Source organism: Paracoccus luteus, assembly GCF_004522155.1.
In the GTDB taxonomy this organism is placed as follows: domain Bacteria; phylum Pseudomonadota; class Alphaproteobacteria; order Rhodobacterales; family Rhodobacteraceae; genus Paracoccus; species Paracoccus luteus.
Window position 1 is genome coordinate 15,037 of record NZ_SDEA01000011.1, and the last position, 22,908, is coordinate 37,944.

General features: G+C 70.8%; 21 protein-coding genes and 1 pseudogene. 11 read left to right on the top strand and 11 right to left on the bottom strand.

The features are described from left to right. Genes EPA64_RS12695 through EPA64_RS12715 form a run of 5 tightly spaced genes read left to right on the top strand, consistent with a single transcriptional unit; the run spans position 1 to position 4,573 of the window. Positions 1-1,335, top strand: a complete 1,335-nt coding sequence (locus EPA64_RS12695; RefSeq protein ID WP_134726729.1) for a nitrous oxide reductase family maturation protein NosD — start codon at positions 1-3, stop codon at positions 1,333-1,335. Next, positions 1,304-2,257 (top strand): ABC transporter ATP-binding protein, encoded by a 954-nt coding sequence (locus EPA64_RS12700; protein ID WP_134726730.1) that lies wholly within the window; start codon positions 1,304-1,306, stop codon positions 2,255-2,257. Before EPA64_RS12695 ends, EPA64_RS12700 begins: the two co-directional genes overlap by 32 nt. After that, complete coding sequence (locus EPA64_RS12705) at positions 2,254-3,072, top strand: ABC transporter permease (RefSeq protein ID WP_134726731.1); 819 nt, start codon at positions 2,254-2,256, stop codon at positions 3,070-3,072. The genes EPA64_RS12700 and EPA64_RS12705 overlap by 4 nt, the downstream gene beginning before the upstream one ends. Beyond that, on the top strand, positions 3,069-3,650 hold the full coding sequence (locus tag EPA64_RS12710) for a nitrous oxide reductase accessory protein NosL (RefSeq protein ID WP_134726732.1): 582 nt from the start codon (positions 3,069-3,071) through the stop codon (positions 3,648-3,650). The genes EPA64_RS12705 and EPA64_RS12710 overlap by 4 nt, the downstream gene beginning before the upstream one ends. Next, on the top strand, positions 3,647-4,573 hold the full coding sequence (locus tag EPA64_RS12715; RefSeq protein ID WP_134726733.1) for an FAD:protein FMN transferase: 927 nt from the start codon (positions 3,647-3,649) through the stop codon (positions 4,571-4,573). The genes EPA64_RS12710 and EPA64_RS12715 overlap by 4 nt, the downstream gene beginning before the upstream one ends. Positions 4,574-4,771: 198 nt before the next feature. On the opposite strand, the gene EPA64_RS12720 is transcribed toward EPA64_RS12715, so the two are convergent. From EPA64_RS12720 to EPA64_RS12735, 4 genes are all read right to left on the bottom strand, one after another. Next, positions 4,772-7,984, bottom strand: coding sequence for a helicase-related protein (locus tag EPA64_RS12720; protein WP_134726734.1), 3,213 nt, complete (start codon positions 7,982-7,984; stop codon positions 4,772-4,774). A 200-nt stretch (positions 7,985-8,184) separates the two neighbouring features. Continuing rightward, on the bottom strand, positions 8,185-8,964 hold the full coding sequence (locus EPA64_RS12725; protein WP_134726735.1) for a MetQ/NlpA family ABC transporter substrate-binding protein: 780 nt from the start codon (positions 8,962-8,964) through the stop codon (positions 8,185-8,187). 23 nt (positions 8,965-8,987) lie between these two features. Then, the gene (locus tag EPA64_RS12730; protein ID WP_134726736.1) at positions 8,988-9,659 is read right to left on the bottom strand and encodes a methionine ABC transporter permease; all 672 of its coding nucleotides are present in this window, start codon (positions 9,657-9,659) and stop codon (positions 8,988-8,990) included. Further along, complete coding sequence (locus EPA64_RS12735) at positions 9,649-10,698, bottom strand: methionine ABC transporter ATP-binding protein (protein ID WP_167626671.1); 1,050 nt, start codon at positions 10,696-10,698, stop codon at positions 9,649-9,651. The genes EPA64_RS12730 and EPA64_RS12735 overlap by 11 nt, the downstream gene beginning before the upstream one ends. Before the next feature lie 150 nt (positions 10,699-10,848). Here EPA64_RS12735 and EPA64_RS12740 point away from each other — a divergent pair, with 150 nt between their 5' ends. After that, positions 10,849-11,793 carry a glycosyltransferase family 2 protein gene (locus EPA64_RS12740; RefSeq protein ID WP_134726738.1) on the top strand — a complete coding sequence of 315 codons (945 nt, stop codon included), beginning with the start codon at positions 10,849-10,851 and terminating at the stop codon, positions 11,791-11,793. Here the strand turns inward: EPA64_RS12740 and EPA64_RS12745 are convergent. Beyond that, positions 11,790-12,374 carry a tyrosine-protein phosphatase gene (locus EPA64_RS12745; protein ID WP_167626672.1) on the bottom strand — a complete coding sequence of 195 codons (585 nt, stop codon included), beginning with the start codon at positions 12,372-12,374 and terminating at the stop codon, positions 11,790-11,792. The two genes, EPA64_RS12740 and EPA64_RS12745, sit on opposite strands and share 4 nt — an antisense overlap. Positions 12,375-12,564: 190 nt before the next feature. Here EPA64_RS12745 and arsC point away from each other — a divergent pair, with 190 nt between their 5' ends. Further along, positions 12,565-12,984: an arsenate reductase (glutaredoxin) gene (gene arsC, locus EPA64_RS12750; RefSeq protein WP_246026752.1), complete on the top strand. Its 420-nt coding sequence runs from the start codon at positions 12,565-12,567 to the stop codon at positions 12,982-12,984. Between the two features lie 183 nt (positions 12,985-13,167). On the opposite strand, the pseudogene purF reads toward arsC, so the two are convergent. From purF to radA, 3 genes and pseudogenes are all read right to left on the bottom strand, one after another. Next, a pseudogene (gene purF, locus EPA64_RS12755) lies at positions 13,168-14,619 on the bottom strand (amidophosphoribosyltransferase); the annotation flags it as partial. A gap of 125 nt (positions 14,620-14,744) precedes the next feature. After that, entirely contained in the window at positions 14,745-15,362 is a 618-nt protein-coding gene (locus EPA64_RS12760) for a CvpA family protein (protein ID WP_134726740.1), read from the bottom strand. Between the two features lie 42 nt (positions 15,363-15,404). After that, positions 15,405-16,769, bottom strand: a complete 1,365-nt coding sequence (radA, locus tag EPA64_RS12765) for a DNA repair protein RadA (RefSeq protein WP_134726741.1) — start codon at positions 16,767-16,769, stop codon at positions 15,405-15,407. Positions 16,770-16,943: 174 nt separating this feature from the next. On the opposite strand from radA, the gene EPA64_RS12770 reads away from it, so the two are divergent. Beyond that, a complete protein-coding gene (locus EPA64_RS12770; RefSeq protein ID WP_134726742.1) occupies positions 16,944-18,242 on the top strand; it encodes a lipoprotein-releasing ABC transporter permease subunit in 1,299 nt (432 codons plus the stop codon). After that, complete coding sequence (locus tag EPA64_RS12775; protein ID WP_134726743.1) at positions 18,235-18,936, top strand: ABC transporter ATP-binding protein; 702 nt, start codon at positions 18,235-18,237, stop codon at positions 18,934-18,936. The genes EPA64_RS12770 and EPA64_RS12775 overlap by 8 nt, the downstream gene beginning before the upstream one ends. On the opposite strand, the gene EPA64_RS12780 is transcribed toward EPA64_RS12775, so the two are convergent. The 3 genes from EPA64_RS12780 to EPA64_RS12790 form a co-directional block, all read right to left on the bottom strand. Beyond that, complete coding sequence (locus EPA64_RS12780; RefSeq protein ID WP_134726744.1) at positions 18,917-19,186, bottom strand: hypothetical protein; 270 nt, start codon at positions 19,184-19,186, stop codon at positions 18,917-18,919. The two genes, EPA64_RS12775 and EPA64_RS12780, sit on opposite strands and share 20 nt — an antisense overlap. A 55-nt stretch (positions 19,187-19,241) precedes the next feature. After that, positions 19,242-19,964, bottom strand: a complete 723-nt coding sequence (locus EPA64_RS12785) for a gamma-glutamylcyclotransferase (protein WP_134726745.1) — start codon at positions 19,962-19,964, stop codon at positions 19,242-19,244. A gap of 287 nt (positions 19,965-20,251) precedes the next feature. Continuing rightward, positions 20,252-21,229 (bottom strand): DUF808 domain-containing protein, encoded by a 978-nt coding sequence (locus EPA64_RS12790; protein ID WP_134726746.1) that lies wholly within the window; start codon positions 21,227-21,229, stop codon positions 20,252-20,254. 170 nt (positions 21,230-21,399) lie between these two features. On the opposite strand from EPA64_RS12790, the gene cobS reads away from it, so the two are divergent. Both cobS and EPA64_RS12800 read left to right on the top strand, forming a co-directional pair. Further along, positions 21,400-22,377 carry a cobaltochelatase subunit CobS gene (cobS, locus tag EPA64_RS12795; RefSeq protein ID WP_134726747.1) on the top strand — a complete coding sequence of 326 codons (978 nt, stop codon included), beginning with the start codon at positions 21,400-21,402 and terminating at the stop codon, positions 22,375-22,377. Beyond that, positions 22,377-22,907, top strand: a complete 531-nt coding sequence (locus EPA64_RS12800) for a hypothetical protein (protein WP_220443756.1) — start codon at positions 22,377-22,379, stop codon at positions 22,905-22,907. Before cobS ends, EPA64_RS12800 begins: the two co-directional genes overlap by 1 nt. Position 22,908: the final 1 nt, after the last annotated feature.

Genomic DNA, 22,908 nt, shown 5'->3' on the forward strand with positions numbered 1-22,908 from the left:
ATGCGCGCAGCCCTCGCCCTTGTGCTGACCCTCGCGCTGCTGCCCGGCCTTGCCGCGGCGGCGGAACGGCGGGTGCCGGCCGGGGGCGGGGCGCTGGCCGCGGCCGTCGCTGCGGCCGCGCCGGGCGACGTGCTGCTGCTGGAGGCGGGCCTGCACCGGGGGCCGGTCCTGCTGGACAAGCCCCTGACGCTGGACGGGCAGGACCGGCAGGCCCGCATCGACGGCGGGGGCCACGGCAGCGTCGTCACCATCACCGGCGAGGGCGCGGTCGTCCGCGGCCTCGTCATCACCGGGTCGGGGTCCGAACACGCGACCATCGATTCGGGCGTGCAGATCGCCAAGACCTCGAAAGGCGCGCTGGTCGAAGGCAACGAGATCACCGGCAACCTGTTCGGGGTGGACGCCCACGGGTCGCACGACACCGTCATCCGCGGCAACCGCATCGAGGGGCGGCAGGACGCGCGCATGAACGACCGCGGCAACGGGGTCTATTCCTGGAACACCCGCGGGCTGGTGGTCGAGGGCAACGACATCAGCTTTGGCCGCGACGGGATCTTTGTCATCCTGTCGCGCAAGGCGGCGTTCCGCGACAACCGGTTCACGCAGGTGCGCTTTGCCGTCCACTACATGAACACCCACGACAGCGAGATTTCCGGCAACGTCTCGATCGGCAATCACCTGGGCTTTGCGCTGATGTATTCCGACCGGCTGACGATCCGCGGCAACACCAGCCTGGCCGACGCCAGACAGGGCTTGATGCTGAACTATGCCAACAGTTCGGACATCGACGGCAACCTGGTGGTGGGCGCCGAGAAATGCGTGTTCATCTATAACGCCCACAAGAACCTGCTGGCCGGCAACCGCTTCGAGGGCTGCGACATCGGCATCCATTTCACCGCCGGGTCGGAACGCAACGCGATCACCGGCAACGCATTTCTGGGCAACCGCACGCAGGTCAAATACGTCGGCACCCGCGACGTGGAATGGAGCGTGGAGGGCCGCGGCAACTATTGGTCCGACCATCCCGCGTTCGACCTGAACGGCGATGCTGTCGCCGACAGCGCGTTCCGCCCCAACGACCTGATGGACCACATCCTGTGGTCGCAGCCCGCCGCCGCGCTGCTGACCGGGTCGCCCGTCGTGCAGCTGATCCGGTGGAGCCAGTCGAGCTTTCCCGCAACCCTGCCCGGCGGCGTGCTGGACAGCCACCCGATGATGGCGCCGATCGCCATCGCCCCCGATCCCGAAGACACCGCGCTTGCCGCCACGGCACTGGCCCGGCGCGCGGCGGAAGGAACCCAGAATGAACAGTTTGATCCTCTCGCGGCTCACTAGGCGCTTTGGCGCGGTGGCCGCGCTGGACGAGGTGAGCCTGTCGGTCGCGCCGGGCGAGCGTGTGGCCCTGCTGGGCCACAACGGCGCGGGCAAGTCCACGCTGATGAAGATCGTGCTGGGGCTGATCCCGCTGACCTCGGGGCAGGTGCAGGTGCTGGGCGCGCCCCCCGGCAGCCCGGCGGCGCGGGCGGGCACCGCCTATCTGCCCGAAAACGTCGCGTTCCACCCGGCGCTGACCGGGCGCGAACAGATCCGCGCCTATCTGGCGCTGCGGGGCCAGCCGCGCGGGCTGGCGGGCGACCTGCTGGCCCGCGTGGGCCTTGCCGACGCCGCCGACCGCCGCATCGGCACGTATTCCAAGGGGATGCGCCAGCGCGTGGGCCTTGCGCAGGCGCTGATCGGCCAGCCGCGCCTGCTGGTGCTGGACGAGCCGACCAGCGGCCTCGACCCGGTGTCGCGGCGCGAGTTCTATGCCCTGCTGGACGAACTGGCCGCGACCGGCGCGTCGATCCTGCTGAGTTCCCACGCCCTGACCGAGGTCGAGGCGCGCACCGACCGCATGGTGATCCTGTCGCATGGGCGCGTCGTGGCGCAGGGCACGATGGCCGACCTGCGGGCCGAGGCGGCGCTGCCCGTCACCTTCGCGCTGCTGCCCGCGCCGGGCCGGGCCGAGGCGCTGGCCCGCGCCTTCCCCGACGCGGCGTCGGACGGCGGCGCGCTGCGCCTGTCGGTGCCGCAGTCGGGCAAGATCGCGGCGCTGGCCCGGGTGGCGGCGGCGCAGGCGCTGCTGGCCGACGTGGACATCGTGCCCCCCAGCCTTGAGGACATCTACAGCCGCATCAGCCGCCGCGACCTGCCCGCCGGACCGGGCGCCAGCGCCGCCGCCGATGGGCGCCAACCCCTGAGGGAGGCCGCCGAATGAGCCGCATCCTTGCCCTTGCCGCGGCCGAGCTGCGGATCGCCGCCCGCAACCGCTGGGTCGTCATCGCCGTCGCCATGATGGCGCTGTTCTCGCTGGCGCTGGCCGCCGCGGGGTCCGCGCCCACCGGGGCGCTGGGGGCCGACCGGCTGTCGGTCGTCGTCGCCTCGCTGACCAGCCTTGCGGTCTATCTCGTGCCGCTGGTCGCGCTGCTGATGTCGTTCGACGCGGTGGCCGGAGAGGTCGAGCGCGGCACGCTGCCGTTGCTGCTGACCTATCCGGTCAGCCGCGCGCAGGTGCTGGCGGGCAAGTTCGTGGCCCATCTGGCGATCCTGACGCTGGCCATCGCGGTCGGCTATGGGCTGGCGGCGGGTGCCGCGCTGCTGGTCGATCCGATGGCCGGGCGGGGCATTCCGGCGCTGTTCCGGCTGGGCTGGACCTCGGTCCTGCTGGGCGCAAGCTTCCTTGGCGCGGGCTATCTGGCGTCGTCGCTGGCGCGCAGGCCGTCCGGCGCGGCGGGGATGGCCATCGGCATCTGGCTGGTCGCGGTGGTGCTGTATGACCTGGCACTGCTGGGCCTGATCGTGTCGCGGGGGGGCGAGGCGCTGGGCGCGGCGCTGCCCGCAGCCCTGCTGGCCAACGCCGCCGACGCGTTCCGCCTGTATAACCTGGGCGCCAGCGGGGCGACGGCGGCGGCGTCCGGCATCGGCGGGGCGGCGGCGGCGATCCCCGGCTGGCAGGCGCTGACCTCGCTGTCGCTGTGGCCGCTGGGCATGCTGGCGCTGGCCGTGGCCGCGTTCCGCCGGGTGACGCCATGAGGGGCGCCCTTGCCACGCTGCTGCTGGTGGCGGCACTGGCCGGGTGCCGGGACGAGGCGGCGGCCCGCCCCGAACCCGTCGCCATGACCGCCGAATCCGTGGGCCATTTCTGCCAGATGAACCTGCTGGAACACCCCGGCCCCAAGGCACAGGTCCACCTGCGCGGCATGCCGCACCCGCTGTTCTTCAGCCAGGCGCGCGACGCCGTGGCGTTCCGCCTGCTGCCCGAACAGGACGGCGAGATCGCCGCGATCTATGTCAGCGACATGGCGGTGGCGCCCTGGGACGATCCCGGCCCGTCGAACTGGATCGCCGCCGAGGATGCGTTCTATGTCACCGGCTCGCGGCAGGCGGGCGGCATGGGCACGCCCGAGCTGATCCCCTTTGGCACCCGGGACGCCGCGCAGGCCTTTGTCGCGGCGAACGGCGGCGAGGTTCGGCGGCTGGACGACATCCCGGCCGAGCTGGTGCTGGCCGCGGACAGCCGGCCCGGCCCCGCGGCGGCCGACGACGATGCGGATTTCGCCGCACGCCTCAAGGCGCTGTCCGCGACCCGACCCGAGGAGAAGACGCCATGACCGTCACCCGCCGCCGTTTCCTCACCATCGCCTCGGCCGCGGCACTGGTGCCGCTGGCCGGGCGCGCGGCGCCGGCCGCGCCCGTCACGCAATGGCGCGGCGTGGCGCTGGGGGCCGAGGCGCGGCTGATCCTGGCCCACCCCGACGCCGACCGCATGGTCGCCGCCGCGCTGGACGAGCTGGCCCGGCTGGAGGCGATCTTCAGCCTGTATCGGCCGGGGTCGGAGCTGATGCGCCTGAACCAAGCCGGCGCGCTGGACGCCCCGTCGGCCGAGATGGTCGAGTTGCTGAGCCTTGCCGGGCTGGTCCATCGCGCAACGGGCGGCCGGTTCGACCCGACGATCCAGCCGCTGTGGGCGGCCTATGCGCAGGCCGGGGCGGCCGGGCGCGCGCCGACCGCGGCCGACCGCGCGGCCGCGCTGGCCCGCACCGGCTGGGAGGGCGTCGCCCTTGCGCCCGGGCGCGTGGCGCTGGACCGGCCGGGCATGGCGCTGACGCTGAACGGGATCGCGCAGGGCTATGTCACCGACCGCGTGTCCGCCCGGCTGACCGGAATGGGCATGACCGACCTGATGTGCGCGATGGGCGAGATCGCCGCCACAGGCCACGCGCCGGACGGGGGGGACTGGCCGGTCACGCTGACCAACGGCCGCGCCGTCCCGCTGCGGGGGCGGGCGCTGGCCAGTTCCGCCCCGCGCGCCACCTGTTTCGACCGGGCGGGCCGGTTGGGCCACATCATCGACCCGCGCAGCGGCTTGCCCTCGGACCGGCCGCTGGCGCTGGTCTCGGTGTCCGCGCCGTCGGCGGCGCTGGCCGACGCGCTGTCGACGGCGGGATGCCTGATGACCCGCCCCGAACTGGACCGCGCCGCCGCCGCATTCGACGGCGTGCGGGTCGAGGCGTTCGATCCCCTGCCAGCCTGACCGGGACCAGCGGGGCGAGGGCGGCCACACGCGCCCGCAGGGACCGGGGACCGCAGGGGCATGGCCTTGGTCCCACGGCCGACGCGGCGGCTGGGCCGTTCGGCAGGCGCGGCCGTGGCCGGGGCAGGGCGCGGCTGCCACCCGTGACGGGAATCACGCGGGCGCGGCGGCCGTCTCCGGCCACTCGCCACGGCGCGATCACCCGTCCTGCGCGGGGGCGGGGATCGTGGCGTCGTCGGATTTGGCGTCCTCGTCCGCGGCCCGCCCGGCCAGCGCCGCCAGCAGGTCGGCGGCGCGCGCGAGCCTTGCGGCCGCGTCCTCGATACCCTCGCGCAACAGGACGCAGTCGTCCTGCGCCTCCAGCCCCTCGGCCGACAGCGTCACGCCGGGCCGGGGATACAGCGCGATGGCGGCTGGCCCCGCGACGACGCGCGCCACGCCTGCCGTGCGGGCGTCGATGCGCATCCGCGCCGTCGCCAGCAGCAGCTGCGCGGCGGGGGGGATCTCGCCGAAACGGTCCTCCAGCTCGGCCGACAGCAGGTCGACGGCGTCCGCCTCGGCCAGCCGGGCCAGCCGCATGTGGACGCCCAGACGCGTGTCCTGATCCGCGATCCAGTCCTCGGGCAGGCGGCCCTGCGCGCCAAGCTGCAGGTCCGGGGTCCAGCGTTCCACCGCCAGGCCCCGCAGCCCTTCCAGCGCCGAGGCCAGCAGCTGTTGATAAAGGTCCACGCCGATCAGCTTCATGTGCCCGGCCTGCGTGTCGCCCAGCAGGTCGCCCGCGCCGCGCAGGTCCAGGTCGCGGGCGCTGATCTCGAACCCCGCGCCCAGCCGGTTCAGCGATTCCAGCGTCTGCAGCCTGCGCATGGTGCGGTCGGGGATGGTCTTGTCCGCCTCGGTCAGCATCAGCATATGGCCGCGCAGGTTGCCGCGGCCGACGCGGCCGCGCAGCTGGTGCAGCTGCGACAGGCCAAAGCGGTCCGCCTTGTGGACGATCATCGTGTTGGCGCGCGGCACGTCCAGCCCGGCCTCGATGATGTTGGTGGCCAGCAGCACGTCGCCGTCGCCGTTGGCAAAGCGGATCATCGCGTCGTCGATCTCGGCCGCGGGCAGCTTGCCATGCGCCTGCAGCACGGTCAGGTCGGGCACCGCCTCGGCCAGCGCGCGGGCCATCGGGTCCATGTCCGCGATCCGGGGCACGACGACAAAGCTTTGCCCCCGCCGGGTGCGTTCCCGCAGCAGGGCGGCGCGCAGGGTGTCGGGGTGAAAGGGCGCGACGCCGGTGCGGATCGGCTGCCGCCGGGTCGGTGGCGTGGCGATGACCGACAGCTGCTGCAGGCCGACCAGCGCGGTCTGCAGCGTGCGCGGGATCGGCGTTGCGGTCAGGGTCAGCACATGGCCCGCCGAAAGGGCGCGCAGCTTGGCCTTGTCGGCGGTGCCGAAGCGCTGTTCCTCGTCGATGATGACCAGCGCAAGGTCGCGGTAGGCCACGCCCTTGGCCGCGACCGCGCTGGTGCCGATGACGATCCGGATCGACCCGTCGGCCAGCCCCGCCTTGACCGCGCGGCGGTCGGCCGCGCCGGTCAGGCGGTGCAGGGCGCCGATGCCGATGCCCAGTTCGGCAAAGCGGCGCTGGAACGTCTCGACGTGCTGGCGCGCCAGAACGGTGGTGGGCGCGGCGAGGGCGACCTGCCGCCCGCTCAGCGCGGCGATGGCGGCGGCGCGCAGGGCGACCTCGGTCTTGCCGAAACCCACGTCGCCGATGACCAGCCGGTCCATCGGCTTGCCGGATGCCAGGTCGTCGCGCACAGCCTCGATCGCGCGGGCCTGGTCGGGCGTCTCGGTGAACGCAAAGCCGGCCGCAAAGCGTTCATAGGCGGCGGGGTCGGCGTCCAGCACCGGGGCCGTCCGCGCGCTGCGGTCGCGGGCCAGGTCGGACAGGCCCCGCGCGGTTTCCGCGATGGCCGCGTCGATGTCGTCCTTGCGCTTGCGCCAGCTCGACCCGTCCAGCCGGTCAAGCGTCACCGCGTCGGGTTCCGCGCCATAGCGCCAGATCAGATGCGCCTGCGCGACCGGCACCAGCCGCACCGCGTCCCCCGCGTGACGCAGGCGGATGGCGTCGCCGGCATCCTCGCCGCCGGGGGCGGGCAGGGGTTCGATGCCCTCGACCACGGCAAGGCCGTGATCCTCGTGGACGACGACGTCGCCGGTGCGGATCTCGGAAATCTCGGTCAAGGCGTTCAGCCCGCCCGCGGCGTCGCCCTCGCGCTGGGCGCGGCTGCCCAGCAGGTCGGCGGCAGCGACCGCAAGCACGCCGCTGCGGACAAAGCCACGGTCGGCGGGCATGGGCAGGGCCAGCACCGCGCCGGGGTCGGCGGCCGTCACCTCGGCCCACGACGCGGCGGGCCGGACCGTCAGGCCAAGCTGCCGGGCCACCCCGCGCGACAGGAACCGCAGGTCGCGCGCGCCGCCCAGCAGCACCAGCCGGTCGCCCGCACGGGCGGCGGCCCGCGCGGCGGCGGCAAAGGCGCGCACGGGCCGGGCGCGTTCGACAAAGCGCGGCGGCGGGCCGCCCGCGCGGTCCAGCGCCAGCGCCTCGTGCCCCGCCAGCGACGCCTGCCAGGCCTTGTCGTCCACCAGCCGCGGGCTTGCGGCGCCGTCGATCTCGCGCCCCAGCTTCAGCGCGGATTGCCGGCGCCGGTCGGCGCGGCGGGACATGACGACGCGCGCGCCGGGCAGGTGGTCCAGCAGGCTGCACGGGCGGTCGCCCAGCGAAGGCTCGACCACCGGCGCGATGGCGCAGCGGTCGATCTCGGCCACGGTGCGCTGGTCGATCAGGTCATAGCTGCGGATTTCGGCGATGCGGTCCTCGTCCACCTCGATGCGGACGGGGGTTTCGGACTGGCCGGGAAAGATGTCCAGCACCTGCCCGCGCAGCGCGACCTCGCCGGGTTCGTCCACGCGGTCATCCTCGGCGTAGCCCAGCGCCTTGACCTGTTCCAGCAGGTCGGCCAGCGCGATCCGCTGCCCCACGGACAGCGTCATCAGGCCGGCCGCCGCATCCGCCGGGGCGGGACAGGACCGCGCCAGCGCCTCGCCGGTCGTGACCAGCACCACAGGGCCGCCGCCCTCGGGGATGCGGGCGCGCAGCGTGGCCAGCGCCGCGTTGCGCGCCCCGATGTTGGCGGGCGAGGCGGGCGCGTCGCGGCCCGCCAGCGCGTCGCTTTCGGGATACAGGACGACCTGCGCCTGCGGGGCGGCGACGGCCAGCGCGCGGGCGACGGCGCGGGCGTCAGTCTCGCTTTCGGCGGCAAGGATGATGTCGCCGCCGGTCAGCGCCTCGGCCAGGGCGGCGGCGGTTTCGGCGTGGCCCATGCGGGCGTCGGGCGCGGATCGGTCCGGGGTTCGGGGCATCTTGGCTTTCGCTGGTCAAGGCGCGGGCAAGGGTGCGCGCCGTTTCCAGACCAGCCATGCGCGCCGTCAAGGCCGCCCGTCCTGTCTGTCGAAACCACGCCGTGCCCCGCTGCTGTGCGCGGTCCAACTGCCCCCGGCGGAAACGGTTCCCGTCGGGCCGTCGGGGGCGATGGGGGGCGGCAGGGCCGCCCCCACCGGCGTCACCAGGCGGTGATGACCGCGCCCTCGTATTTGGTGTCGATGAAAGCCTTGATCTCGGGCGAGTGATAAACCTCGACCAGCTGCTTGACCCAGGGCTGGCCCTCGTCGCCCGCGCGCACGACGATCACGTTGGCATAGGGGCTGTCGGCCTTTTCCATCGCGATGGCGTCGTCCTTGGGCGACAGCCCGGCGGCCAGCGCAAAGTTGGTGTTGATGATCGCCGCGTCCGCGTCCTCAAGCGCGCGGGGCAGTTGCGCCGCGTCCAGTTCCAGGAACTTCAGGTTCCTGGGATTGTCCGCGATGTCCAGCGGCGAGGGCGTGAGGCCGGTTCCTTCCTTCAGCGTCAGCAGCCCGTTGTCCTGCAGCAGCAGCAGCGCGCGCCCGCCGTTGGTGGGGTCGTTCGGAATGGCGACGCTGGCGCCGTCCGCCAGCGCGTCCAGCGACTTCAGCTTGGCGGAATAGACGCCCATCGGGGTGGTGATGGTCTTGGCCACCACGCTCAGCGGAAAGCCGCGGTCCTTGATCTGGTTTTCCAGATAGGGGACGTGCTGAAAGCTGTTGGCGTTCAGGTCGCCGTCGGCCAGCGCCTGGTTCGGCACGACATAGTCCGAGAACTCGATGACCTCGATGTTCAGGCCCTTGGGTTCGGCCAGCTTCGCGACCTCTTCCATGATCTCGGCATGCTCGCCCGGCGTGACGCCGACCTTGATGTCCTCGGCGCTGGCAAGGCTTGCGGTCAGCGCCAGTGCGGCGGCGCTTAGGGTCAACAGACGGCGCATGGTGGGTTCCTTTCTGCGTGGTGTCATTTGCGGCGGCGGGGGGCGCGCTTGTCCAGCCGGGCGGCGATGCCCTCGCCGATCAGCTGGACCAGCTGGACCAGCACGATCAGCACGACGACGACGGCCAGCATGACCGCGGGCATGAACCGCTGATAGCCATAGCGGATGCCCAGGTCGCCCAGACCCTCGCCGCCGACCGCGCCGACCATCGCGGAATAGCCGATCAGGCTGACCACGGCCAGCGTCAGGCCCAGGGTGATGCCGGGCAGCGCCTCGGGCAGCAGCACCTTGCGCACCACCTGCCAGGGGGATGCGCCCATCGCGCGTGCGGCCTCGATCAGCCCGGCGTCCAGTTCCCGGATCGAGGTTTCGACCAGCCGCGCGATGAAGGGCGCGGCGGCGATGGTCAGCGGCACGATGGCGGCGGTGGTCCCGATGGACGTGCCGACCAGCGCGCGGGTAAAGGGGATGATCGCCACCACGAGGATGATGAACGGGACCGACCGCGCGGCGTTCACGATCAGCCCCAGCGCGGCGTTGGCGGCTGGCGCCGCCAGCAGCTCGCCCCGGCGCGAGGTCGCGAGGAACACCCCCAGCGGCAGCCCGATCAGCGTCCCCAGGATCGCCGAGGCGGCCACCATGTAGAGCGTCTGCCCCGTGGCCTCTGCGATCAGCAGCATCAGCTCAGGCGACATAGCCCAGCACCCTGGTCATCATGCCGTGTTCCTCAAGCGTGGCGGCGGCCTGCGGGGCGCGGTCGGCGTCCAGCGCCACCAGCAGGTTGCCGAAGGGGCGGGGGCCGATCTCCTCGATGGCGCCGGCCAGGATGTTGACGTCCAGCCCCAGGTCGCGGGTCAGCCGCGACAGCATGGGTTCGGTCGCATGATCGCCGATGAACGTCACCTGCATGACTGCCTGTGCGGGGCCGGGGGCGCGTTCGGGGGTGATGCGCCCGGCGACGAAACCCGGCAGCGCGACGGTGGTGATCCCGGCCAGGAACGACCGCGTGACCGGATGCGCGGGGTTGGAGAAGACCCGATAGGTCTCGCCCGCCTCGACGATGCGGCCGGCATCGATCACGGCGACATGGGTGCAGATCTGGCGCACCACGGCCATCTCGTGCGTGATCAGCAGGATGGTCAGCCCCAGCCGCGCGTTGATGTCCGACAGCAGGCCGAGGACGGACCGGGTGGTTTCGGGGTCAAGGGCGCTGGTCGCCTCGTCCGACAGCAGGACGCGCGGCCCCGTGGCCAGCGCGCGGGCGATGCCGACGCGCTGTTTCTGGCCGCCTGACAGTTCCGCCGGATAGCGGTCGGCCTGTTCGGAAAGGCCGACCAGCCCGACCAACTCGGCCACGCGGGCGGCGACCGCCGGGCCGCGCTGGCCCGCGATCTCCAGCGGCAGGGCGATGTTGCCGCGCACGGTGCGGTTGGACAGCAGGTTGAAGTGCTGGAAGATCATGCCGACGTCCCGGCGGATGCGGCGCAGCCCCGCGCCGCTGGCCCGGCCCACGTCGCGTTCGCCCAGCGTCACGGTGCCGCCGGTCGGGCGTTCCAGACCGTTCGCCATCCGCAGCAGCGTCGATTTCCCCGCGCCGGACCGCCCGATGATGCCGGTGATGGACCCGGCGGGGACGTTCAGCGTCACGTCGTCCAGCGCCGTCACGGCCCTGCCGCCGGGTTGCGGCCAGGTCTTGGTGACGTTCTGGAAGCGGATATCTGTCGCGGCACGCATCAGCGCGGGCATAGACCCCGGTTTCGGGCGGTGCAACCGGCCGGGCGGCCGCAGCGTCGCCCCTTGGCCCCGGCGTCCCGCGACGTTCATGCTTGATCTCGGACCCAGTTCTGGCCGAGTTCGTGCGCGCACCCCCATGCGGAGCCGACGATGACCGACAGCCTTGGCCACGTGCTGATCTCCTCGATGAAGGACGAGGGGCCTTATGTGCTGGAGTTCGTGGCCCATCACCGCGTTCTGGGGTTCGACCGGATCTTCATCGCCTCGAACGACTGCCGCGACGGCACCGACGCGGTGCTGGACGCGCTGGCGGGGGCGGGGGCCATCGGGCACACCCGCAACGTGCTGGAACCGGGCGACATTCCGCAGCACAAGGGCTATGCGCGGATGCGCGCCGAACACGGGCTGGACCGCGCCGACTGGCTGATGGTGCTGGACGCAGACGAGTTCCTGCAGGTCACGACCGGGCAGGGGCGCGTGCAGGATCTGACCGCCGCCGCGCCGGACGGCACCGACATCATCGCGCTGAACCCGATGACCTTCGGCACGTCCGAGGACGAGGACTGGCGCCCCGGCCGCGTCACGCAGCAGTTCCTGCGCCGCGTGCCCGCCCGCAACCGCGCGAACCGGCCGGTCAAGACCCTGACGCGCGGGCTGAAGCGGTTCCGCACGATCCACAATCATTGCGTCAACGGCTATCGCGGCCAGCTGCCGTTGCAGGTCATGCGGGGCGATGGCGCGCTGTCGGCCATCGCGCCCGGCACGCCGCTGTGGCAGGTGCTGCGCAACGTGGCGCCCGACCAGATCGCGCACGGGCTGGCGCATTACAACCACTATGCCGTCAAGTCGCTGTCGTCGTTCCTGCTGCGCCACGAACGCGGCCGGGGCGCGGTCGCGGTGGGCGAGGGGAACGCGCGCCACACCGAGGATTACTTTGCCCGCATCGCCGGCGCCCGGATCGAGGATCGCAGCATCGACGCCCGCTATGGCGAGGCCGTGGGGGCCGAGATGGCGCGCCTGCGGGCGATCCCCGCGGTCGCCGCCGCCCAGGCCGAGGCCGAACGCCGCTATGCCGGGCTGCTGGCCGCGCTTTAGCCGCCGCCGTGCCTCGACGCGAACCGCGACTGGACGCGATTTTTCAGCCGGTCCCAGCTTTCCGTCATCGGCCAGGCATAGGTCACGCCCTTGATCCCGACATGGCCATAGCGCGCCGACAGCTGCCGGCCCGCGACGCGCGGGGACGCGCCCTGAACCGCCGTCAGATACAGCGCCGCGGCCAGCCCGGTGCGGTCGGCCCCGCCCTCGCAGTGGATCAGCAACGGCTTGGGCGCGCCGGCCATCAGCAGGATCAGCGCCTCGGCCCGCGCCTCGTCCAGGGGGGCGCCCGCCCGGATGGGGAAATCCAGCAGCCGCACGCCGGCGGCGGCGGTCGTCGCGGCCTCGGCGTCATACCAGGGTGTGCCCGGCTGTTCGCCGCGCAGGTTCACGACGCTGCGGATGCCGTGCCGTTCGATCACGCGGACAAGGTCGTCGGCGGGCAGCGTGCCCGACCGGTAAAGCTGCCCCGCGACTACGGTCTGGAAATTGCCGCTGGCGTGCAGCCCGCCGAACCAGCCGACCAGGGCCAGCAGGCCCGCCAGCGCCAGGACGCAGGCCCGTCCCACGATCATCCGCATGGTCGGCCCCCCTGTTGATCCGCCCCGCCGAACATCCGCGGTCCCTGCGGACCCATCGCCGATGCCATCATGCCAGCGATGGCGGCGGGGCGGAACCTGCGGTCGCAGGCGATCTGGCGCACGGGGCATGACGGCCCGGACACGTTCGGGTGACGATGGCAAAGGCGCGCCCTTGCGCCCGCGCCGCGCATTGCCGACCCTGCGGCCGACCAAGGCGACCGAGGACGCGATGACCACGATCTATCACAACCCCCGATGCGGCACGTCGCGCAGCGTGCTGGCGATGCTGCGCGAGGGGGGCGAAACGCCCGAGGTGATCGACTATCTGAAGACCCCGCCGGATCGCGACACCATCCGCCGGTTGGCGGCCGACGCGGGGCTGACGATCCGCCAGGCGCTGCGCGAGCGGGGCACGCCCTATGCCGAACTGGGGCTGGACGATCCGTCGCTGACCGACGACCAGCTGTTTGACGCGGTCGAGGCGCACCCGGTCCTGCTGAACCGGCCCTTTGTCGTGACGGACAGGGGAACGCGGCTGGCCCGCCCGGCCGAGACGGTGTTCGAGATCCTGCGCAACCCGCCCGCCGTGCCCACGGAAAACCGGAACTGAGGCCACGCGTCCAACTTCGGCTCTTCTTCACGGGAGACGAGCCGAATCAGGTGCGGGGCGCGGGACGCGGGGCTGCCGCTATTCCGCCGCCCGCGTCGCGCTGTTCGGGGGCAGCGTGTGGTCCACCGTGCGATAGCCGGTCTGGTCGGCCTGCGCCTCGGCGTCGCCGGACAGCGGGTCGGGGCGCATGCGGAACCCGCGCTCAAGCTGGTCGAAAGGCGCGACGGGATAATCGCCCGAAAAACACGCATCGCAGTATTGCGGACAGGCGTTGTTGCGCCCGCGAGGCTCGCCCACGGCGCGATAAAGCCCGTCCAGAGACACGAAGGACAGGCTGTCCACGCCGATCCAGTCGCGCATCTCGGCCGGGGTCATGTTCGCGGCCAGCAGCTTGTCGCGGTCGGGCGTGTCCACGCCATAGAAACAGGGCCAGGCGGTCGGCGGGGACGCGATGCGGAAATGCACCTCGGCCGCGCCCGCGTCCAGGATCATGTCCTTGATCTTGCGGCTGGTGGTGCCGCGCACGACCGAATCGTCGACCAGCACCACGCGCTTGCCGCGCACCAGCGCGCGGTTGACGTTCAGCTTCAGCCGCACGCCCATGTTGCGGATCTGCTCGGTCGGTTCGATGAAGGTGCGGCCCATGTACTGGTTGCGGATGATCCCCATCGCATAGGGGATGCCAGATTCCTGCGAATAGCCGATGGCGGCCGGGGTGCCGCTGTCGGGCACCGGGCAGACCAGATCAGCGTCCACCGGGGCCTCGCGGGCCAGCTCCACGCCGATCTGGCGGCGCGTCTCATAGACCGAGCGGCCGCCGATGATCGAATCGGGGCGGCTGAAATAGACGTGTTCAAAGATGCAGAACCGCCCCGTGGACGGGCCGAACGGGCGCGAGCTTTCGATCTGCCCCTTCGAGATCACGACCATCTCGCCCGGCTCGATCTCGCGGATGAACTCGGCCCCCACGATGTCCAGCGCGCAGGTTTCCGACGACAGCACAAAGGCGTCGCCGGGCAGGCGGCCCAGCACCAGCGGGCGCACGCCCAGGGGGTCGCGCACGCCGATCAGCTTGGTGCGGGTCATGGCGATGACGCTGAACGCGCCCTCGACCCGGCGCAGCGCGTCCTTCATCCGCTCGGGGATGTTGCGCTGGATCGACCGCGCCATCAGGTGGATGATGCATTCACTGTCGCTGCCCGACTGGAAGATCGAGCCGCGCTCGATCAGCTCGCGCCGCAGGGCCATGGCGTTGGTGATGTTGCCGTTGTGGGCGATGGCGCAGCCGCCCATCGCGAACTCGCCAAAGAACGGCTGCACGTCGCGGATCGCGGTGTTGGCCTTGGTCCCGGCGGTGGAATAGCGCACATGGCCGATGGCCAGCGGCCCCGGCAGGGTCTCCATCAGCGACGCCTTGGTGAAGTTGTCGCGGACATAGCCGAACCGGTGGGCGCTGTTGAACCCGTGGTCGGGGTGGTGGACGACGATTCCGCCCGCCTCTTGGCCGCGGTGCTGCAGGGCGTGCAGCCCCAGCGCGACAAAGCTGGCGGCGTCGGTCACGCCGATCACGCCGAAGACGCCGCATTCCTCATGCAGGCGGTCCGAATCGAACGGATGGGCAAGGAAAGGCTGCATCGAACGCCTGTCTGTCGCTGGGGGAACGGGGGCTATCTAGGTAGCCCAAGGGCAAAAGTCACGCCCCGGCGCGCAGGCCGGGGCGGAAAACGACATCGCGGCGTCCCGCGGCGGGGATCGGCCGGTCAGTTCGACGCGGGCGCAGGGGTCGCCGCGGCGGGCGGCGCGGTCGGCGCCGGGGCGGCGGCGGTGGCCGGGCAGGACCGCACCAGCTGGTCATAGCGCGCCACGACCCAGCCCGGCGCGTCCTGCGGGATCTGCTGGTCCAGTTGCCCGCTCATCCGCTGGAACACCTGTGCGGACCGCGAATCGTCCACCATCGGGACCGGCTGCGTGGTCATCACCCGGTCATAGACGATAAAGGCCACCGCCACCAAAAGGATGCCGCGCGCCACCCCGAACAGGAACCCCATGCCCTGATCGACGCCCCCCAGCGCGCTGCGCTGCACGACGGACGAGAACAGCGGCGTCAGGATGGAAAACACCACCAGCGCCAGCGCGAAGACGACGGCGAAGCCCGCGATGGTCGCCAGTTCGCAGCTGTCGGCCAGGATTTCGTTCACATAGGGGATCTGCGCGATCAGCGGCCGCATTGCGGCGGCGAAGATGAAGGCCAGGATCGCGGCCCCGATCCAGCCCATGATCGCCAGCGATTCGCGCACGAAGCCGCGCGAATAGGCCAGGATCGCCGACAGGATGATGACGGCCGCCACGATGCCGTCGACAAGGGTAAAGCCGTCCATTCTAACCGCCCTTTTGCGGCTTTCGCCGCAGGTTGGGGGCGGTCATCCGGCCCCGAATGTCTCGCCCGTGAAACTCGTCAGATCGGCGGCGCGGGTCACGCGCATGCCGTCCGTGCCCTCGACCTTCTGGACGGTGGGCAGGATCGCCTGTGAAAAACCAAGTTTCCGCGCCTCTTTCAACCTGTTTTCGGCCTGACCGACCGGGCGCAGCGCGCCGGACAGGCTGACCTCGCCGAAAAACACGGTTTCGGCGGGCAGGGCGTGATCCTCGCGTGCGCTCAGCAGGGCGGCGGCGATGGCCAGGTCGGCAGCGGGTTCGCTGACCCGCATGCCGCCCGCGACATTCAGGAACACGTCCAGCCCCGCAAAGGGCACACCGCAGCGCGCCTCGAGCACGGCGAGGATGGTGCTGACCCGCCCGCCGTCCAGCCCGACCACCGTGCGGCGCGGCGAGGCGAGCGTGGAGGGCGCGACCAGCGCCTGAATCTCGGTCAGCACCGGTCGCGTGCCCTCGATCCCGGCAAAGACGGCGCTGCCGGGGTTCGGCTGGCCGCGTTCGGACAGAAACAGGGCCGAGGGGTTGGCGACCTCGGCCAGCCCGCCCCCGGTCATCTCGAAGACGCCGATCTCTCCGGCCGGGCCGAAGCGGTTCTTGACGGCGCGCAGGATGCGGAACTGGTGGCCGCGCTCGCCCTCGAAATACAGGACCGTATCGACCATGTGCTCGACCACGCGGGGGCCGGCGATCTGGCCGTCCTTGGTGACGTGGCCGACAAGGATGACGGCGACTCCGCTGCGCTTGGCAAAGGTCACAAGCTCGTGCGCGGCGGCCCGGACCTGCCCCACGCTGCCGGGGGCTGCATCGACGGTGTCGGACCACAGCGTCTGGATCGAATCGATCACCGCGACGTCGGGGCGTTCGGTGTCCAGCGTGGTCAGGATGTCGCGCAGCGCGGTTTCCGTCCCCAGCCGCACCGGCGCGTCGGCCAGCCCCAGCCGCCCCGCGCGCATCCGCAGCTGTGCGCCCGCCTCCTCTCCGCTGACATAGACGGCGCGGGCGCCCGCGCGCGCAAAGGCTGCGGCGGCCTGCAGCATCAGCGTGGACTTGCCGATCCCCGGATCGCCGCCGACAAGGATCGCGCTGCCGGGGACCAGCCCGCCGCCCAGCACGCGGTCCAGTTCGGCGATGCCGGAGGCCGACCGGGCGGGCGGCGGCTCGTCGCTGGACAGCCCTGTCAGCGGGATGACCCGGCCGCGCGCCGCGCCAAGGCCACGGCCGGGGCCCTGGGACAGCGGCGCCTCCTCGACGATCGAGTTCCATTCGCCGCAGGCGTCGCAGCGCCCCGACCATTTCCGGTGAGACGCGCCGCAGGCGGTGCAGGTGAAGGCGGTGACGGGCTTGGCCATGATGCGGGCGGTTGTGGCAGAGGTCGGGGGCGGGCCGCAAGACGCGGGGCGCGCTGCCCACGCGGTGGGATACGGTGAAGGAAGAACAGGACCGCCGCCGCGCTCACGCCCTTGTCGCCTTGCCAAGCGCGGCGGCTGCGGCCAGTTTGCCGCGATCCGACGAAAGGCCCCCCGATGGCAAGCCCGCGCCCCTTTGCGCCCTACGAGTTCATGATCGCCTGGCGCTATCTGCGCGCCCGCCGGGCCGAGGGCGGCGTGTCGGTGATGACCTGGATCAGCCTGATCGGGATCGCGCTGGGGGTGATGGCGCTGATCGCCACGCTGGCCGTCCGTTCCGGGTTCCGGGCCGAGTTCGTGGACACCATCCTGGGCGCGAACGCCCACACCACCGTCTATATGCCGCCCAGCTATATCGAGAACGACCTGACCGGGGAAACCTATGCGGTCGCGGGCACCGTCGCGGATTACGATGCCGTGGCTGCGCGCATGGCGGCGCTGCCGGGCGTCACGCGGGCGGATCCGGTGGTCAAGGGACAGGTCATGGCCAGCGCCGGCGACCGTTCGAACGTCGCCGAGGTCTTTGGGATAACCGCGGCGGATCTTGCGGAAATCCCCCGCGTTGCCGATCCGCAGACCGCCGTCGGCGACATCGCGGCCCTTGATCGCGGCGTGGCCATCGGGTCGGGCCTCGCGCGCGAGCTGAACCTGGGCATCGGCGACCGCATCCAGCTGATCTCGCCGCAGGGCGCGCAGACGGCGTTCGGCACCACCCCCCGCGTCGCCGCCTATGAGGTGGTCTATGTCTTTACCGCCGGGCGCTATGACATCGACCGCACCCGCATCTATATGCCGCTGGCCGAGGCGCAGTCCTATTTCAACCGCGAGGGCGTGGTGGACGAGATCCAGGTCTATGTCGCCGACCCGGAACGGGTGGACGACCTGACGCCTGCGCTGATGCAGGCGCTGCCGGGCAGTCTGGTGTGGACGTGGCGCGACAGTTCCGGCAGCTTTCTCAAGGCGTTGGACATCGAGGATGACGTGATGTTCATCATCCTGTCGGTGCTGGTGCTGATCGCGTCGATGAACATCACCTCGGGGCTGATCATGCTGGTCAAGAACAAGGGCCGCGACATCGGCATCCTGCGCACGATGGGGCTGACGCAGGGCGCGGTGCTGCGCGTGTTCTTCCTGTGCGGCGCGTTCACCGGGGTCATCGGCACCATCGCGGGGGTGGTCCTGGGCGTCGCGCTGGCGCTGAACGTCGATCACATCATGGCGGCGGTGAACTGGTTTTCGGGTGGCGGCGCGTGGGATCCGGCGGTGCGCGGCATCTATGAGCTGCCCGCCCAGCTGCGCGGCGTGGACATCGCCCGCGCGGTCGGGCTGTCGTTGGTTCTGTCGTTCGTCGTCACCATCTTTCCCGCCCGGCGCGCCGCGCGGATGAACCCGGTCGAGGCGCTGCGCTATGAATGACGTCCTGCGGATTGAAGGCATCGCCAAGACCTATAACCCCGGCACGCCGGGCGCGGTCCCGGTGCTGCGCGACCTGGACCTGACGGTTGCGCGGGGCGAGGTGGTGGCGCTGGTCGCGCCCAGCGGGGCCGGCAAATCGACGCTGCTGCACATCGCGGGGCTGCTGGACACGCCCGACGCGGGCCGCGTGCTGCTGTCGGGACGCGACATGACCGGCCTTGCCGACCGCCCCCGGACCGAGGCGCGGCGGCGCGAGCTGGGGTTCGTCTATCAGTTCCACCACCTGCTGCCCGAGTTCACGGCGCTGGAAAACGTCGTGCTGCCGCAGCTTGCCGATGGCGTGTCCGAACGCGCCGCGCGCGACCGGGCGCGCGGCCTGCTGGACCGGGTGGGGCTGGCGGCCCGCGCCCGTCACCGTCCCGCCGCGTTGTCGGGCGGCGAACAGCAGCGGGTGGCGTTCTGCCGGGCGCTGGCGAACGAACCTGCGCTGTTGCTGGCCGACGAGCCGACGGGGAACCTTGACCCCGCAACCTCGGACCGGGTGTTCGAGGTGCTGATGGCGCTGGTGCGCGACACCGGCCTGTCGGCGCTGATCGCCACGCACAACATGGACCTGGCGGGCCGCATGGACCGCGTCGTCCGGCTGGACAAGGTGGCGGGCGGGGCTGATCCCGCTAGCGGTTCACGAACCTGAAAAAGCGGCTTTCCTTCCCGTCCTTGGTTTCGTCCTGATACAGGAAGGCAAGGCCGCGATCCTCGAAGGTTTCGAAGAACTCCTCCCAAGGGATTTCCTCCAGCGCGTCGTCGCGTTCGGCAAAGTCGATGCGCAGGATGCCTTCGCCCTCGTCGTCCTGGGTGCCCCTGACGACGGTGGGGATGCCGCCGCGCTGTTCGATCCACTGGCGGATCACGTCATGGTCGGTGGTGGTTTCGCTGGATGACATTCGGCTGCTCCGTGCAAGTCGGCAGGGGACAACGCGGGTGGTCCGCGGCCGTTCCTCAGACGTCGCCGATGGGGGCGCCGCGCCGGGGCCAGCGGTCGATTTCGGCGGCGACCAGCTGCTGCAACTGCCAGACATAGGGGTCGTGCAGGCCGTGCGCCGCCAAAGCCTCTGCGGTGCGGTGCAGGTATTCCGCCCCGGACCCCGCGTGGCCGCAAGCATGGGCCAGCCGCATCGCCTGTTTCTGCACCGGCAGATGCACAAGCGTCTGCCCGACCGTTCCGGCATAAAAGGTCAGCGCCTGCTCGCGCCCCCGGTCAGTGTCCACCGTGATCCAGCAGGCGTTCGCCACCAGCTCATGCGCCACCAGCTCTCGGCGCAGGATGGCGCGCAGCGAATCCTGTTCGGTCCCCGCCGCGATTTCCATCACGAGGCCCGTGCAGCTGCCGCCCGGTTCCAGCGCCAGCATCAGGCCGGGGCAGTCGGGCGAGCCGCGCCAGTGGTTCAGGTGGATGCAGAAACTGCGGTGCCAGTCGGGCGCCGTGGCCAGGCGCGTGGCCCCGACCGCGAACCCCGGATTCCAGATCAGCGAGCCATAGGCGAAGATCGGCACCGGACGCGGGCGGCCTGTGGTCAGCTGATCGGCCAGCGCGTCCAGCTCGTCGTCGGTCAGCAGCGTCCAGCCGGCGTCATAGGGCGGTTCCGCCACCTCGCGGTGGGCGCGGGCGACGTGATCGGGCGTCAGCGCAAGGGCTGCGCGAAAGGGAAGGTCGTCGGTCATGAGAGGTCCAGTTTCGGCCGAACGGACGCCGGGGGCAATGCCGGTCCGGTTTCGGGCTGTGGGTCAGGGTGGATGGCGCCGCCCGGACCTGCCCCGGCCGCGCCACGTTCCACCGGCGCAAGGCGGAGTTGCCGTTCGGCGCCGGGGAACGCCCCGGCCGTGATGCACGACTGCGGGGACGGCATCACTGCACCCGCAACGGCAGGCGGTCGGATAGGCCCAGGCATTACCGCGCCAGTCCGCACCGACCTGCCGCACGGCATGACACCGCAGCAGGTCGCGCGCGGCTACTGCGCGGGCGCCATCCCCAGCGCGCGCGTCCCGGCCGTCCACAGCGGGATGAACACCGCCTTGCTGAGCGGGATCAGCGCGAACCCCAGGACCAGCCCGAAGACGCCGTCGAAATAGGCGGTGACCAGCCAGCGGACGAACCCCTGCGCGGTGCCCAGCGCCTGCGCCGCCCATACGGCCTGATCGTGGATCCACTCATACGGCTGGTGCAGCCCCAGCTCGTGCAGCCCGTGGATGACGATGTTGCCGCCGACCCAGATCATCGCGGCGGTGCCGACGATGGTCAGCATCTTCATGAACCCCGGCATGATCCGCACGATCCAGCGCCCCAGCGCGGCCGACGCGCCGTTGCCGCGGCGCGCCAGCGACAGGCCGACGTCGTCCGCCTTCACGATCAGCCCCACAAAGCCATAGACCGCGACGGTGATCGCCAGCGCGACGAAGAACAGGATGACGGCGCGCATCACGATCCCCTCGGTCGCGGGGATGGTGGACAGGGCGATGGTCATGATCTCGGCCGACAGGATGAAGTCGGTCTTGATCGCGCCCTTGACCTTGGTTTCCTCAAGCTGTCCCGCATCGCCCTTTTCCTGCCCCTCATAGGTGTCATGGTGGGGATGGGGGTTCAGCGCGTGCCAGACCTTTTCGGCCCCCTCGAAACACAGATACGACCCGCCGATCATCAGCAGGGGCGAGATCAGCCAGGGCGCGAACGCCGACAGCAGCAGCGCGATGGGCAGCAGGATCACGACCTTGTTGAAGATCGACCCCTTGGCGATGCGCCACACGATCGGCAGCTCGCGGCTGGCGTCGAAGCCGTGGACGTATTTGGGCGTCACCGCCGCGTCGTCGATGACCGCGCCCGCCGCCTTCATCCCGGCCTTGGCCGACATCCCCGCCACGTCGTCGATCGAGGCCGCCGCCACCTTGGCGATGCCCGCCACGTCGTCGAGAAGTGCAATCAGCCCGCTCATCCCCAGTCCCCTTGCCTTGCCTGCCCGCCAGAACGCGCCAGCGCGGCTGCGGTTCACCGCCTGTCTGCCGTGCCGGCGCGTGGCTTGCAAACGGCGGGGCCGGGGCGGCTGCGGGTTGCACCCCGCCCCGCGATGCGCCATCACAACCCGGATCAGGAAAGGGGCAGGGCATGGCCGATCTGGACCACAACGCGAAACCGACCGAGGACATCGACGTCCGCGACGTCTTCGGCATCGACAGCGACATGAAGGTCAAGGGCTTTGCCGAGCGGACCGAGCGCGTGCCCGACCTGGACCCGACCTACAAGTTCGACCCCGACACCACGCTCGCGATCCTTGCGGGCTTCGCCTATAATCGGCGGGTGATGATCCAGGGCTATCACGGCACCGGAAAATCGACCCATATCGAACAGGTCGCCGCGCGCCTGAACTGGCCCACCGTGCGGGTGAACCTGGACAGCCACGTCAGCCGGATCGACCTGATCGGCAAGGACGCGATCAAGCTGGTCGAGGGCAAGCAGATCACCGTCTTCCACGAGGGCATCCTGCCCTGGGCGCTGCGCAACCCCGCGGCCATCGTCTTCGACGAATACGACGCGGGCCGCGCCGACGTGATGTTCGTGATCCAGCGCGTGCTGGAGGCCGAGGGCAAGCTGACCCTGCTGGACCAGAACGAGGTCATCACGCCGAACCCGTATTTCCGCCTGTTCGCGACCGCGAACACCGTGGGTCTGGGCGACACCACGGGGCTTTACCACGGCACCCAGCAGATCAACCAGGGCCAGATGGACCGCTGGAACCTGGTGGCCACGCTGAACTATCTGTCCCACGACGCCGAAACCGCGATCGTCATCGCCAAGGTGCCCCAATACAACACCGACAAGGGCCGCAAGCTGGTCGCCCAGATGGTGACGTTGGCCGACCTGACGCGCACCGCCTTCATGCAGGGCGATCTGTCCACGGTGATGTCGCCCCGCACGGTGATCAGCTGGGCGCAGAACGCCCGCATCTTCGACAACGTGGGTTACGCCTTCCGGCTGACGTTCCTGAACAAATGCGACGAGCTGGAACGCCAGACGGTTGCCGAGTTCTATCAGCGCCTGTTCGACGAGGAACTGCCGGAGAGCGCCGCGGCGAAGGCGGGGTGATGGATGTTCGCGCAAGCTCCCTAACAGGGGCGGCCGGCGAGCATCTGGTCATGTCGCGGCTGTTGAGCCGTGGTTACATCGCTGCGTTAGCCCCGCAAGGCGTTCTGAATTTCGACATTGTCGTTACCTCGCCGGAAGGGGCGCGTCTTTGCGCCTTTCAGGTTAAGACGAGTTGGGAGAAGGGGAGTGACCGCGGCTGGCATATGCAGGAAAAGCACGAGGCGCTTGTTGCCGACAGCATATTCTACGCGCTTGTCGATCTTGGTAAGAACGCCGACGCGACGCCGACAGTGTATGTCGTTCCGTCGGAAAAGGTGGCGGACGCAGTCAGAACAAGCCATGTTGCCTGGCGGCAAAAATTGGGAAAGAAGGGTCAATCACGCAATGATACAAAGTTTCGTCGACTGAATCTCGACTATACCAAGATTTGCGGATCTGACTTTCCTCTGAAAGCGGGATGGCTTGACCCCTACAGAGAGAATTGGGCGCAGATCGCCAGTTTTTCTCGGCCCGCCCACGAGGCCGAATAAG

Bases quoted from the DNA above. Each gene is read 5' to 3' on its own strand.
- EPA64_RS12695 (WP_134726729.1), top strand. From the start codon at position 1: ATGCGCGCAGCCCTCGCCCTTGTGCTGACCCTCGCGCTGCTGCCCGGC.
- EPA64_RS12700 (WP_134726730.1), top strand. From the start codon at position 1,304: ATGAACAGTTTGATCCTCTCGCGGCTCACTAGGCGCTTTGGCGCGGTG.
- EPA64_RS12705 (WP_134726731.1), top strand. From the start codon at position 2,254: ATGAGCCGCATCCTTGCCCTTGCCGCGGCCGAGCTGCGGATCGCCGCC.
- EPA64_RS12710 (WP_134726732.1), top strand. From the start codon at position 3,069: ATGAGGGGCGCCCTTGCCACGCTGCTGCTGGTGGCGGCACTGGCCGGG.
- EPA64_RS12715 (WP_134726733.1), top strand. From the start codon at position 3,647: ATGACCGTCACCCGCCGCCGTTTCCTCACCATCGCCTCGGCCGCGGCA.
- EPA64_RS12720 (WP_134726734.1), bottom strand. From the start codon at position 7,984: ATGCCCCGAACCCCGGACCGATCCGCGCCCGACGCCCGCATGGGCCAC.
- EPA64_RS12725 (WP_134726735.1), bottom strand. From the start codon at position 8,964: ATGCGCCGTCTGTTGACCCTAAGCGCCGCCGCACTGGCGCTGACCGCA.
- EPA64_RS12730 (WP_134726736.1), bottom strand. From the start codon at position 9,659: ATGTCGCCTGAGCTGATGCTGCTGATCGCAGAGGCCACGGGGCAGACG.
- EPA64_RS12735 (WP_167626671.1), bottom strand. From the start codon at position 10,698: ATGCGTGCCGCGACAGATATCCGCTTCCAGAACGTCACCAAGACCTGG.
- EPA64_RS12740 (WP_134726738.1), top strand. From the start codon at position 10,849: ATGACCGACAGCCTTGGCCACGTGCTGATCTCCTCGATGAAGGACGAG.
- EPA64_RS12745 (WP_167626672.1), bottom strand. From the start codon at position 12,374: ATGCGGATGATCGTGGGACGGGCCTGCGTCCTGGCGCTGGCGGGCCTG.
- EPA64_RS12760 (WP_134726740.1), bottom strand. From the start codon at position 15,362: ATGGACGGCTTTACCCTTGTCGACGGCATCGTGGCGGCCGTCATCATC.
- radA (WP_134726741.1), bottom strand. From the start codon at position 16,769: ATGGCCAAGCCCGTCACCGCCTTCACCTGCACCGCCTGCGGCGCGTCT.
- EPA64_RS12770 (WP_134726742.1), top strand. From the start codon at position 16,944: ATGGCAAGCCCGCGCCCCTTTGCGCCCTACGAGTTCATGATCGCCTGG.
- EPA64_RS12775 (WP_134726743.1), top strand. From the start codon at position 18,235: ATGAATGACGTCCTGCGGATTGAAGGCATCGCCAAGACCTATAACCCC.
- EPA64_RS12780 (WP_134726744.1), bottom strand. From the start codon at position 19,186: ATGTCATCCAGCGAAACCACCACCGACCATGACGTGATCCGCCAGTGG.
- EPA64_RS12785 (WP_134726745.1), bottom strand. From the start codon at position 19,964: ATGACCGACGACCTTCCCTTTCGCGCAGCCCTTGCGCTGACGCCCGAT.
- EPA64_RS12790 (WP_134726746.1), bottom strand. From the start codon at position 21,229: ATGAGCGGGCTGATTGCACTTCTCGACGACGTGGCGGGCATCGCCAAG.
- cobS (WP_134726747.1), top strand. From the start codon at position 21,400: ATGGCCGATCTGGACCACAACGCGAAACCGACCGAGGACATCGACGTC.
- EPA64_RS12800 (WP_220443756.1), top strand. From the start codon at position 22,377: ATGGATGTTCGCGCAAGCTCCCTAACAGGGGCGGCCGGCGAGCATCTG.